Genomic DNA, 12,982 nt, shown 5'->3' with positions numbered 1-12,982 from the left:
GTTTATTTCCTCGTTTCAATCACGCAATCCTTACCTTTTGCAAACGCATTATAAGTGATTTTGCCAATCTCGTCGGCCACAATCCGCCCACTAATCGGGTTTTTGATTTCCATAATGCTGCCCTTTATCGACGCATCAATGTGTCTGCTATCTTCAAATGTGCGGTCACACTCGGCATCAAACGTGCAGTCTTCCAACACGATGCCATCCAAATAGCACAATGGTTGTTCACCTTTGATGTGACAACGCACCAATTTGATGTTCTTAGAGTGCCAAGCTAAGTACTCACCATCGAGCACACTATCGTAGACAACCACATTCTCGCATTCCCAAAAACTGTCTTTCGTTGTGATATTGGCATGGTGAACTTCTACGTTTTTGCAATATTGAAAGATGTATTTGCTGTCGCTTGTCAGCCCATCCACATAGATATCCTCGCAAAACATAAAGGGATAAGTGCCATCGTGCAGCGTCACATCTTTAATCTTAATGCCCTTCACTTTCCAAAAAGTCTCGTCGGCATCATTGATTGTTACACGCTCTAAACTAAGGTTTTCCATTTCACGAAAGAACTTAGGCCCATCAATGACCGAGTCTTTCATCACCATATTTTGGCTGTACCAAATAGCTGAACGGCTCTCAGGCGCAAAATAACAATTTGTAATCACGCTGCCATCAACGTGCCACCAAGGATATTTGCCATAGAATTTCGAGTCGTGACACTCCACGTTCTTGCAGCATTTAATCCCCGATTCGCCATCCGTGATGGTGATATGCTCCAGTCTCGTGTCATGAATACCAAATAGAGGACGCTCACCGCCATATTGTTTATTCTGAATACTTTCCATCTTTTATCTTCTTTTCTGTTTCAATTTTATAGTGTATGATTTTCTTCTTACGCTTACAAAGATACAAAAACTATGCCAGTTTCATCGTATGCGATTTACGAAATGACGTAATTTTTTCTAAAAGTGGCTTGTAGTGCTACTTTTTACGCCTGTCGTTTGGGGAATAATCAAGAGAGGGAGCAGAAGTGAAAGCAAATGATGTGTCACCTTGTCTCATCCACATGCGTTGATAGGAAAGCATCCTATTACCTTTCATTCCTGCTGTTATGCCGTGTTGTCTTTGCGGAATGGCAATCCATACACCAAAACTATCCTATCAGTTGTTGTAGTAAGTGAGTTGTTAAGCTATCATGCTTGCTCAGAGCCACTTACTCCCTTGCTTTGTAAAATGGTGCATTTCGTGCGGCAAAAGCTATCATATTATGCAACAATCTCATGCAGATTGCACTGCAAAGACGATGCTTTTTCTGGGCCTTTGTTGCTCCTTTCTTTTCTAAAGAGACGGCGGCACCACAACCATCACTACGGCAACGGCCAACCTTGTGGTATCATCTTGCACCTTAAAACAAGTCACGCAGCACAGCAAGCGACTTAATTTCGGGAAATTTCGGCAGATGCAAGGCGTAATAGTGCAACACAATGTCGCAAAATCGATTGCGCTCTGCACGCGACAGTTTAAATAAGTGCATGTTGGCATAGTCCATTCGTGAGAACGTTGCCACCAAGGCTGCGTCCTCAACCGGCAGAAATTGACCATGCAAAGGCAGCGTTCGCACGTAACATCCATTGCGCATGTCGAAATAACAACCGCTCACATAGTCGTCTAAGTTGGGATAAACCCCTAAGAAACGCAACAGATGAATCATGTAAACCAAATGAAAATTGGCAAAATTATGGTCGCAACTGTCCAACCATTCAATGCTATGAAAAAGATAATCAAACAGGGGTTCGTTGACGGGTTCGTGATGCACCACATGTAAAGTAAATTCAGAAAGGAAGAGGGTGATGGACAGTTTGTAGGCATCAAAAGGGATAGATGCGAGCGGAACAGCAAGCCCTACACTCTTTAAATGCTGCAAATCGTTCTTCGGGCGGTAATCAAACTCCACCTCGAGCAGTGTAAAAGGCTGGAAATATTGCTTTTTCATGGCTCCCTTTGGCGATGCCGATGGACGCACAACAAAGGTGACACAGCCCCGTTTTTGGGTGAACATTTCCACCATCAGCTTGCCTTCGCCAAACTTAAACGCATGCAACACTATTGCTTTTGTCTTAATCATCATCAAGAACAAAGGTAGCTCTTATTCCCGAGAAACAGGCACTTGCGAAAAATATTTCTGCAAATGTTTGGCTATACCAAATTAATGTACTAACTTTGCACCCGCAAAATAAGTGCGATGGTCCCTTCGTCTATCGGTTAGGACGAGAGATTTTCATTCTCTAAAGAGCAGTTCGACTCTGCTAGGGACTACAAATTAAAAAGTAAAGTATTAGCAAAGATGGCAAATCATAAATCATCCGTAAAGAGAATTCGTCAGACAAAGACGAGAACGTTGCACAACAAATATTACGCAAAGACTATGCGTAACGCTGTACGTAAGTTGCGTTCGCTTGCCGACAAAGAAGAGGCTTTGAAGCTTTATCCCGTCGTTCAGGCAATGTTAGATAAGTTGGCTAAAGTGAATATCATTCATGCCAACAAGGCAGCTAACATCAAATCGGGCTTAGCACAGCACATCAGCAAATTGGGTTAAGCATCCATTTGCAATGGTAAGGGTCGTAATTTCTACGGAAGTTGCGACCTTTATGCATGTCGTATGGTGCAAAGACACGATGTCCGCCCATGCGATAAGCGTTTAATAGCGATGGGACAGGGGCATTTCTTATGGTGTCCAACGTCTTTATATTTGGTGTAGTATTCAAAACAACACACGTTGTCAGCATAAAAGAGTAAAGGGATAGACATTTACAATAGCCTTACCAAAAGGCAAGTGGAAAAGAGGTTGCATACACTTTCCATGCTTTCTTAAATGCGTCCTCTAACTGATTTGTTCCCCTTTTTCTTGTCATCTCACCAAGAAAGACTCTGTTTTCTTCTTATTATTCCAAATGTTATGACATCTTTTCACGCGGTACCACATGCTTTTTCATGACAAAAAGTTTTATAATTGCAGCTTTTTACGTATCTTTGCAGATAAATCACACGATTCAAAACAATGGCAGAAAATCTCAATAACGAGGCCAATTATTCCGCCTCCAATATCCAAGTATTGGAAGGTTTGGAGGCCGTTCGCAAACGTCCCGCCATGTATATTGGCGACATTAGCGAAAAAGGATTGCATCATTTAATCAATGAAACCGTAGATAACTCTATTGACGAAGCCATGGCGGGTTATTGTACGGACATTGAAATCACCATCAATGAAGACAACTCCGTGACCGTTGAGGACAATGGTCGTGGTATTCCGGTTGACGAACACAAGAAATTACACAAGTCAGCACTTGAAGTTGTGATGACAGTTCTGCATGCCGGAGGTAAGTTTGACAAAGGTTCTTACAAGGTAAGTGGCGGTCTTCATGGTGTAGGTGTCAGCTGTGTGAATGCTCTTTCAACGCACATGCTCTCGCAAGTCTATCGTGATGGCAAGATTTATCAACAAGAGTATGAGAAGGGAAAGCCGCTCTATCCTGTGAAAGTGGTTGGTGAAACAACTAAAAGAGGCACGCGACAACAGTTCTGGCCCGACCCAACTATCTTCACAACCACTACGTTTAAATGGGACATTGTGGCCAGCCGTATGCGCGAATTAGCTTACTTAAATGCCGGCATTCGCATCACTTTGCGCGATCTTCGCCCCAACGAAGAGGGCAAAACACGCGAAGAAGTGTTCCATGCTAAGGATGGATTGAAAGAGTTTGTGCGCTATGTTGACCGACACCGCACCCACTTATTTGATGACGTTATCTACTTGAAAACCGAGAAACAAGGCATCCCTATTGAGGTAGCTATTATGTATAACACCGACTATTCGGAAAACATTCATAGCTATGTCAACAACATTAACACCATCGAAGGCGGCACACATCTCACAGGTTTCCGCGCAGCTTTAACGCGAACCCTGAAGGCATACGCCGATGCAGAGCCATCTATTGCCAAGCAAATTGAAAAGGCTAAGATTGAAATTGCGGGGGAAGACTTCCGCGAAGGATTAACAGCTGTCATCTCAATTAAGGTGGCTGAACCACAATTTGAGGGTCAAACAAAGACGAAACTCGGCAATAGTGAGGTTTCAGGTGCCGTGCAACAGGCCGTAGGTGAGGCGCTTTCTAACTATTTAGAAGAGCATCCCATCGAAGCAAAGAAGATTTGTGAGAAGGTTGTTTTAGCTGCAACGGCGCGTATTGCCGCACGTAAAGCCCGCGAAAGTGTGCAACGTAAGAGTGTAATGTCGGGTGGAGGACTGCCTGGAAAGCTGGCCGATTGCTCAAACAAAGACCCAAAAGATTGCGAAATCTTTCTTGTAGAGGGTGACTCTGCAGGCGGTTCTGCCAAGCAAGGTCGCGACCGTTACACCCAAGCCATATTGCCCTTGCGTGGTAAAATCCTCAACGTTGAGAAGGTACAATGGCATAGAGTGTTCGAAGCTGAGTCGGTAATGAACATCATTCAAAGCATAGGTGTGCGCTTTGGTGTTGAAGGAGAAGACGACAGAGAGGCCAATATTGATAAACTTCGCTACGACAAAATCATCATAATGACCGATGCTGATGTCGATGGTTCGCACATCGATACGCTCATTATGACACTCTTTTATCGCTTTATGCCTAAGGTTATTGAGGATGGTCACCTCTATATTGCCACACCACCTCTCTATAAATGTACCTATAAAAAGGTGAGCGAATATTGCTATACTGAGCAACAACGTCAGGCCTTTATCGACAAATATGTGGAAGGAAAAGAAGATGATAAGGCACTACATACACAGCGTTACAAAGGTTTAGGTGAGATGAATCCCGACCAACTGTGGGAAACTACCATGGATCCTGCACAGCGTTTGCTCAAACAAGTGACCATTCAGAACGCCGCAGAAGCAGATGAAATCTTCTCAATGCTGATGGGTGACGACGTAGAACCGCGCAGAGTGTTTATCGAAGAGAATGCAACTTATGCTAATATTGACGCATAAGGTCTTCTAAATCCTATTATATGCTGTTTCAAACAGACGAGAAAAGCCCCTTTCTATCACGAGAATGGGGCTTTTTTGTAGGCTATTATTCACAGCGAAGTTTCATCATAAAGCTCTTCTTGCTATGTCATTTAGTGCTTTTCGAATTGCCTATTAGTGCACAGAATAATATAACTTCTGAGGAAAAACAATCCGTATGGATAGAGCAAGTGCTGGCTTCTACCGCCCTATCACATGCTTGGATCGGCGCACCGATGACTGATTCCACTTCGCAAGTGTGGTTCAGACGCACCTATATCCATGCACAACGCCCCAAACGCGCATGGTTAAACGTTGCGACAACGGGCTATATTGAGGTTTATGTAAATGGCTATAATGTGTTGAAGAGCAAGCGATGGCCCTACAGAATGCAGCCCAACGACGACCAACCTCTATATGCTTCGTTAGATGTTACGCGCCTTTTGCAGCCCGACAGCAATACCATTGCTGTATGGTTCAGCCCTGCCTTTCCTCATTTGCAAGCACAACAGATTGCCATTTCCTACCATGGTGAGCAGGCAGAAGGCACACCTTTTTCCTTTGTTAGTGACGATTCGTGGCTTACACGACATGCAAATGTGGCATTAACCAAAGGCCATAGTGAAATATTTCGTGCGCCATCGCCCGAAGAACAGCAATGGAACACCAACGAATGTGCCCTTGCCTTGTGGCAACCTGCACTGCCATCGCAGCACAAAAGCATGCAAAGTGGCGGGGACTTCAACACCATTCATGCCTCAGAACACATCACACACATCTTCCGACCCGACTATCTTGTGGTGCAAGGCGACACCGTTTGCTTCATCTTTCCACAGGCTTTCTATGGCTATGCGCGTGTAACTTTCCGGCATACACACCCGCAAGAATGGGTCAATATCAACGGTTTGCACTACCAATGCAGTGGTGAAACCGACGAACAAGCGTATAGGAAATTCACTTTACAACCGATACATCGTCTGTGGATTACAGGCGATCGTGCCTTCAAATCCGAACAGATTGAGAAAGTAGAAGGGATAGAAGTCTGCCCCACTTTGTCCTATAAATGGCACGATTAAATAGACTATTTTCAGAAAACAACGCTGTTTTCCTTCGTTTTTTGTATCTTTGTAGAGCAAATCTACATCAATATGTTACGAAATCAAGATATTACTATTGCGTCAACGCTTGAGCTTTATGGTGGAAGCCACATCGATAAAGACCTGTTGTTAATAGAAGATATTGCGAAATTCTCCATGCCCCAGGTATCCAGAAAAGTAGCTTGTTTGTTCATTGCCGTATGCCGTTCGGGGCAATTCAACTATACACTCGACACCATTCCCCATCAAATAGAGGCCAATCATATTGTCATTATCAGTCCCGGACAGACGCTCGATTACGCAAAAGTCGGTGCAGATAGCAGTGCATTTGGCATCATGGTTTCAGAAGATTTCTTCCAAGAGATTGTCGCAAACATACATGAACTCTCCAGTCTTTTTATCTTTTCGAAAACCCATCCCGTTTGCAAATTGCAGCCAAACGAGATTGAAAAGTTGGAAAACTATTTCAAAGTGTTGCAGAAAATGGTCGACAATACAGCACACCATTTCCGCATAGAACTTGTGAAATCGCTACTTAAAACCATGATTTATGACTTAGGTGACACCTTGTTTCGCATTCAAAGCAGTGATAATCGCAAGCAATATCGTGCCGATAAGATATTTGCTGACTACATTGCTTTAGTCGAAAAGAACTTCAAAGTGCAACGACGTGTGAGCTGGTATGCACAACAATTACACATCACACATAAGTATTTATCCGAGTCAATTAAGGCTGCCAGCCACCGAACGCCTAACGAATGGATTGACTATTACGTCGTCATGGAGATACGTGTGCTGCTCAAAACCACTGCAAAGAGCATTAAAGACATCACCGAATTGCTCAACTTTCCCAACCAAAGTTTCTTGGGAAAGTTCTTTAAAGAGCATGTAGGCATGTCGCCTCGACAATATCGCAACCAAGCATAAGCAAGCTTTCCATCGCACATGGGAATGGCATTTAGAGATGAGAGACCTATCCCTTTCGCCCCAAAAGGAGCGCAAACAGCTCATCATAGCACATCAAAAAAATGAATAACGAACCCTTTTCGTTATTCATTTTTTTTCGTTTCATCTAATAAAGCCCCTATTTCGGCCGCCGCTTGGCATAGCTCTTGATACCAATCTTCGCCAAAACGTTCTATCAAAGGCGCTTTTAAAAATTGGTAAACCGGCATATTCAGCGCTTCACCTTTTGCCACAGCATCGCGGCAAATATGCCATTTGTGGTAATTGATGCCTACCAATCCGCCCGCAAATGCTTTGGCTCTGATGGGATAAAGTGCACAAGAAATAGGCTTTTTAAACTGCGTTCTCCCCTCACGATAGGCCTTTTCGAGTGCACAAAGACAACAACCTTCATGGTCATAGGTAAAGACACAGTCCTTTCCTCCCACAATACTCGTCACCAAATCGCCCTCTTCATCGACATAAGCCACTCCCTGTTTGTCGATAACAGCTTGTGCAGAAGCCTTCAAATCGGGCCAAACGACATCCAAAACCGCTTCTGTTTCGGCAATTTCATCCATGCTTATGGGTGCACCGGCATCCCCTTCTACACAGCAAATGCCATGGCATTTATCGAGATCGCAGCAAAACTTCTCAGTGAAAATATCCGGCGAAACGAGCACATCACCTACTTGAATAATGTGCAAATCTTCTTTCTTCATCCAGTCTTTGAAACGTCCTACCAATCAATCTCCGTCAATCCATGCGACCGAAGATAAGCATTACACCGCGAAAAATGATGATTTCCAAACCAACCTCCACGGTTAGCGGAGAGCGGAGAGGGGTGAACCGACTCTAAAATGAGATGTCGTTGCCCATCAATCAAACTGCGTTTGCTGCGCGCATAACCGCCCCACAGCATAAAAACCAAGTGCTCGCGATGCGCACTTAGCGCACGGATTGCAGCATCAGTAAACACACTCCAGCCCAATCCTTGATGACTGTTGGCCGCATGGGCTTGCACAGTAAGTGTGGCGTTTAAAAGCAAAACGCCCTGCGAAGCCCAACGCGTTAGGTCGCCACTCGTGGGCAAAGGCTTCCCCAAGTCAGCCTGAATCTCTTTAAAAATATTCTGAAGTGAAGGCGGGATAGCAACCCCTTCGGGCACAGAAAAGCTCAATCCCATGGCTTGTCCGGGCTCATGATAAGGGTCTTGTCCCATGATTACCACCTTCACTTCATTGAAAGGACAAAGATTAAACGCATTGAAAACCAACCTACTGGGCGGGAAACACGGCCCCATCCTATAGGCTTGGCGCACCTGTTCGGCCAAGGTTGCGAAATAAGGCTTGTCAAACTCCGCTCCAAGTTGCTGTTTCCACGTGGGTTCAATCTTTACATCCATCGCTTAACGATTATCAGAGATGAGACATTCTCCTGTCATATCAGCAGGCTGTTCCAAGCCCATGATATGAAGAATTGAAGGAGCTACATCAGCCAAACGACCATCTTTCACCGTTGCCGAATTATTGTTTGTGACATAAATAAACGGCACGGGGTTCAGCGAGTGCGCCGTGTTGGGCGTTCCATCGGGATTGATTGCGTTGTCCGCATTACCATGATCGGCGATGATAATCACCTCATAGTCGTTCTTCTTAGCGGCTTCCACGACCTCTTCCACACAATGATCAATAGCCCAAACAGCTTTCGCAATGGCATGATATACACCTGTATGGCCCACCATATCACCGTTTGCGAAGTTCACAACAATGAAATCATAGATGTCATCGTTGATGGCTCCCACCAATTTATCCTTCACTTCGAAAGCGCTCATCTCAGGCTTTAGGTCATAAGTAGCCACCTTTGGCGACGGAACCAGAATGCGATCTTCGCCCTCGAAAGGCTGCTCGCGTCCACCATTAAAGAAGAATGTCACGTGCGCATACTTCTCTGTTTCAGCCGTATGCAACTGACGTTTGCCCAAACGCGAAAGATATTCGCCCAACGTGTCCTGCACATTCTCTTTCGGGAACAGCACCTCCACATGCTTAAAGTTAGGATCATACGGAGTCATGCAGTAATATTTCAAATCCTTCACCGTCGCCATTCCTTCGGCAGGCATATCCTCTTGCGTCAGCACTTGTGTCAATTCCTTGGCGCGGTCGTTGCGATAATTAATGAAAATCACCACATCGCCAGCCTCGATTGTGCCGTTCACCGTGCTGTTGTTGATAGGCTTGATAAACTCATCGGTCACACCTTCGTCATAACTTTCCTGCATTGCCTTCGCCAAATCGGTAGCCTGTTTGCCTTCACCTTTTACCAAAAGGTCGTAAGCCTCTTTCACACGATTCCACCGTTTGTCGCGATCCATGGCGTAGAAGCGTCCCACAATGCTCGCGATATGTGCCCCATTCTTGTCGCAACAAGCCTGCACTTGCTCAATAAAGCCCTTACCACTCTTCGGATCGGTATCGCGTCCGTCCATAAAGCAATGCACAAACACCTGGTCTTTCAAACCATACTCGCTGCCAATCTCAATGAGTTTAAATAAGTGGTTGAGCGAAGAATGCACGCCACCCGTAGAGGTTAACCCCATGAGATGCAGCTTCTTACCCTGCGATTTAGCATAGCTGTAGGCCTCAACGATGCCTTTATTTTTCAAAATATCACCGTTTTGGCAAGCCTTATTAATCTTCACCAAATCTTGATATACGATGCGACCGGCACCAATATTCAAATGACCCACTTCAGAGTTACCCATCTGTCCGGCAGGCAAACCAACGTCTTCGCCCGATGTAAGCAGTTGTGCATGAGGCGAAACGGCATTCAAATAATCTAAATAAGGTGTTGGAGTATTGTATATTACGTCACCCTTTCCACGTTTTCCGATTCCCCATCCATCGAGAATCATCAATAATGCTTTTTTTGCCATAATCTTTATTTTTAATCAAGTTCTTTTTCTATTGCCCACAAAGTTACAGCAAACCCACGACATAGCAAAGCCCGTCGCCGCATTTTTCATGCATCAAACACCCACATACCATAAATTTTCAACCCACGAAAGCATTACGAATTGCCCACACACCACGACACATAGCAGGCACAATCATGCCTCTAAACCGCAGACAGCAAGCCTTCTTTTCAAACCTCTCCCCTCACCTTTTCAACCATTTCCCTTCAGATTGCATCGTAATATCGTATAGATTGCGCGGTAATTTGATAGAGATTGCTTCATAAAGTGGGGCACTTTACTGCATAAAGTGATAGGTATTGCGACGGCAGCTGCATAACTTTGTTCTTTAAAGCACTTTGGGGTCTTTTCAAATTCCGCTTTCACTGCATGGATAGCGGCCGCTTTTCGGCCATTTATTTTTAACCATCGAAGGCACATCGGCACCCATTTCATCTCATCCAGCATACGTTATTCTACAAATAAAAATGGCTTTCGGCACATCACGCACGCCTACTATTAAAAAAAGTCGTAACTTTGTAGCATCCTTTTTGGGGACAATGCGACCGCAACGTGCAGGGGGAAGCAATTCAATCGTTGGGTATCTTGCCAAGAAACTCCTCCAACGGGGCGCACGAAAATAGAATAACAACCGAAGGTTATGAAGAATTTTTTGAAAGATTTGCGTCGTCGTGATCACCCACATGTGTTGGGTGGTTTAGACATTTTAAAATATATTGGGCCGGGGTTGCTGGTTACTGTGGGTTTCATCGACCCTGGAAACTGGGCCAGTAACTTTGCTGCCGGTTCGAGCTTTGGCTATTCTTTGCTATGGGTAGTGACGCTTTCCACCATCATGCTCATTGCTTTGCAACACAATGTAGCCCATTTGGGCATCGTGACGGGCCTGTGTTTGAGTGAAGCGGCCGTGAAATACTCGCCGAAATGGGTGGGAAAACCCATCATCGTGACGGCCATTTTAGCCAGCATCTCTACTTCATTGGCCGAAATTTTAGGTGGTGCCATTGCGCTGCAGATGCTCTTTGGCATAGCGATTCCAACGGGTGCAGTGCTCACAACGATAGCCGTGCTCGTGATGTTGTTCACCAATAGTTACCAAAAGATGGAGCGATCGATCATTGGTTTTGTGTCGATGATAGGCCTTTCGTTCATCTATGAGCTGTTTTTAGTAGACATTCAGTGGCCTAAAGCCATTGCCGGTGCTTTCGTTCCAAGCGTTCCCGAGGGGTCGTTGCTCATCATTATGAGTGTGTTGGGCGCGGTGGTGATGCCCCATAATCTGTTTCTTCACTCCGAAGTGGTGCAGAGTAGGGAAATTCATTTGAAAGGTGATGCGCGCATTCAACACATGTTAAAATATGAATTTGTCGACACATTATTCTCTATGATTGTGGGATGGGCCATCAATTCGGCTATGATTTTGCTCGCAGCCAGCACTTTCTTTGCCCACGGTCAGCAGGTGGATGAGTTGCAACAAGCACAGGCAATGCTGCATCCTTTGCTGGGAAATAACGCCGCAAACATCTTTGCTATTGCCCTACTTTTAGCGGGAATATCGAGCACTATCACCAGTGGTATGGCGGCAGGCAGCATCTTTTCGGGTCTGTTTGGCGAGTCGTATAATGCCAAAGACACCCACTCCATTGTTGGAATCGTGCTGTCATTGGGCGTGGCCCTGCTGCTTATCTTCTTCATCGGCAATGCTTTTCAGGGGCTGTTGATTTCGCAAATGGTGCTTTCCATACAGCTTCCTTTCACGGTTTTCCTGCAAGTGAGTCTCACTTCCTCCAAACGTGTGATGGGAAAATATGCCAATAGCCGGTTGAACAGCGCTTTTCTTTATTCTTTAGCTGCATTGGTAACGGCCCTCAATATATGGCTATTGATTGAGAGTGTCGGCTAACTCAGAACGCAGACTCCCACCCAAAGAACCCTAAAAGAAAACGATGAAGAAATTAGGTAATGAGCTAACGCTGATCCTTTTGATGACGGATGGCAACGATTATACCGCACAAGACCTGTGCAACCAGTTGAATTGCACGCGTCGCAACCTGTATTATTACTTGCAATTCTTGCGCGACTATGGTTTTGAAGTGATTAAAAAGGGCGATTATTACCGCCTTTCGCTCCAGTCACCTTTCTTTGAACGCTTAGCAATAGCACTGAATTTCACCGGTAAGGAGGCGGCAACAATGTATGAATTGGCAGAGTCCTCGGGGGCAAAGAAGACGCTGTTGCAATCGATACAAAAGAAGTTGGCTCGCGCTTACGACCTGCGTTTATACACCGACTCGCGCTACAAACGCAAGCAACAGCAACATTTGGAAGACCTTTCCATGGCCATTCGAACCCATAAAGTGGTATGCCTGCATCACTATTCGTCGCCCCATAGCCACACATATAAAGATAGAAAGGTGGAACCTTTTGCACTGTTGAACAACGATCAAGAGGTGCGTTGCTATGAATATGCGTCGAAATGCAACAAAACCTTCAAGCTATCGCGCATTGGTCGTGTAGAGGTGTATGAGGAAACCTGGACTTGCGAGGCTGAACATCGGCCTTTCTTTACCGATATTTTCGGTTTCTGTGCCGAAGAATTGCATAGCGTTTCACTCATTATGGGGCAGTTAGCCTACCACCTTCTGACGGAAGAATATCCACAATCCGTTTCGTTTATCACCCCCATCGACGACTATCATTGGCGGCTTCAGACACTCGTGGCCAGCTATATTGGTGTGGGCAGGTTTGTCATTGGGCTTTATGATGACATCGAAGTAGAAGGAGATGAGGGCTTTAAAGCTTATCTCCACACGCGCATTCAGAAGCTATTGCAACGCGAAACGTAATGTTGTCTGACGGTTTTGCCATTAAACAAATTAGCACTGTTAACGATTTTTATAGTCAAAACCGATG

11 protein-coding genes are annotated in these 12,982 nt (G+C 45.1%); 6 read left to right on the top strand and 5 right to left on the bottom strand.

Going from position 1 to position 12,982, the window contains the following annotated elements; all coding sequences use genetic code 11:
• Nucleotides 1-2: 2 nt before the first annotated feature.
• The gene (locus tag HMPREF9431_RS07975; protein ID WP_004380720.1) at nt 3-848 is read right to left on the bottom strand and encodes a DUF3737 family protein; all 846 of its coding nucleotides are present in this window, start codon (nt 846-848) and stop codon (nt 3-5) included.
• Between the two features lie 560 nt (nt 849-1,408).
• On the bottom strand, nt 1,409-2,131 hold the full coding sequence (gene recO, locus HMPREF9431_RS07970) for a DNA repair protein RecO (RefSeq protein ID WP_025069774.1): 723 nt from the start codon (nt 2,129-2,131) through the stop codon (nt 1,409-1,411).
• A 216-nt stretch (nt 2,132-2,347) separates the two neighbouring features.
• On the opposite strand from recO, the gene rpsT reads away from it, so the two are divergent.
• The 4 genes from rpsT (at nt 2,348) to HMPREF9431_RS07950 (ending at nt 7,077) form a co-directional block, all read left to right on the top strand.
• Nucleotides 2,348-2,602 (top strand): 30S ribosomal protein S20, encoded by a 255-nt coding sequence (gene rpsT, locus HMPREF9431_RS07965; RefSeq protein ID WP_004380718.1) that lies wholly within the window; start codon nt 2,348-2,350, stop codon nt 2,600-2,602.
• Between the two features lie 462 nt (nt 2,603-3,064).
• Nucleotides 3,065-5,035 (top strand): DNA topoisomerase (ATP-hydrolyzing) subunit B, encoded by a 1,971-nt coding sequence (gene gyrB, locus HMPREF9431_RS07960; RefSeq protein WP_004380717.1) that lies wholly within the window; start codon nt 3,065-3,067, stop codon nt 5,033-5,035.
• Nucleotides 5,036-5,289: 254 nt separating this feature from the next.
• Nucleotides 5,290-6,129 (top strand): alpha-L-rhamnosidase, encoded by an 840-nt coding sequence (locus HMPREF9431_RS07955; RefSeq protein ID WP_196794579.1) that lies wholly within the window; start codon nt 5,290-5,292, stop codon nt 6,127-6,129.
• 72 nt (nt 6,130-6,201) lie between these two features.
• Nucleotides 6,202-7,077, top strand: a complete 876-nt coding sequence (locus HMPREF9431_RS07950) for a helix-turn-helix domain-containing protein (RefSeq protein ID WP_004380715.1) — start codon at nt 6,202-6,204, stop codon at nt 7,075-7,077.
• A 122-nt stretch (nt 7,078-7,199) separates the two neighbouring features.
• On the opposite strand, the gene HMPREF9431_RS07945 is transcribed toward HMPREF9431_RS07950, so the two are convergent.
• Genes HMPREF9431_RS07945 through gpmI form a run of 3 tightly spaced genes read right to left on the bottom strand, consistent with a single transcriptional unit; the run spans nt 7,200 to nt 10,030 of the window.
• Nucleotides 7,200-7,817, bottom strand: coding sequence for a DUF3109 family protein (locus HMPREF9431_RS07945; RefSeq protein WP_004380714.1), 618 nt, complete (start codon nt 7,815-7,817; stop codon nt 7,200-7,202).
• A gap of 17 nt (nt 7,818-7,834) precedes the next feature.
• Nucleotides 7,835-8,500, bottom strand: a complete 666-nt coding sequence (gene ung / locus HMPREF9431_RS07940; protein WP_004380713.1) for a uracil-DNA glycosylase — start codon at nt 8,498-8,500, stop codon at nt 7,835-7,837.
• A 3-nt stretch (nt 8,501-8,503) separates the two neighbouring features.
• Nucleotides 8,504-10,030, bottom strand: coding sequence for a 2,3-bisphosphoglycerate-independent phosphoglycerate mutase (gene gpmI / locus HMPREF9431_RS07935; protein ID WP_004380712.1), 1,527 nt, complete (start codon nt 10,028-10,030; stop codon nt 8,504-8,506).
• Between the two features lie 679 nt (nt 10,031-10,709).
• Here gpmI and HMPREF9431_RS07925 point away from each other — a divergent pair.
• Entirely contained in the window at nt 10,710-11,972 is a 1,263-nt protein-coding gene (locus tag HMPREF9431_RS07925; RefSeq protein WP_004380710.1) for an Nramp family divalent metal transporter, read from the top strand.
• A gap of 43 nt (nt 11,973-12,015) precedes the next feature.
• Entirely contained in the window at nt 12,016-12,915 is a 900-nt protein-coding gene (locus HMPREF9431_RS07920) for a helix-turn-helix transcriptional regulator (protein ID WP_004380709.1), read from the top strand.
• Nucleotides 12,916-12,982 lie beyond the last annotated feature (67 nt).

The organism is Segatella oulorum F0390 (genome assembly GCF_000224615.1).
Classification (GTDB): Bacteria; Bacteroidota; Bacteroidia; order Bacteroidales; family Bacteroidaceae; genus Prevotella; species Prevotella oulorum.
Note: the sequence above shows the minus strand (reverse complement) of the source record. Positions and strands in the feature narration are given on the sequence as shown.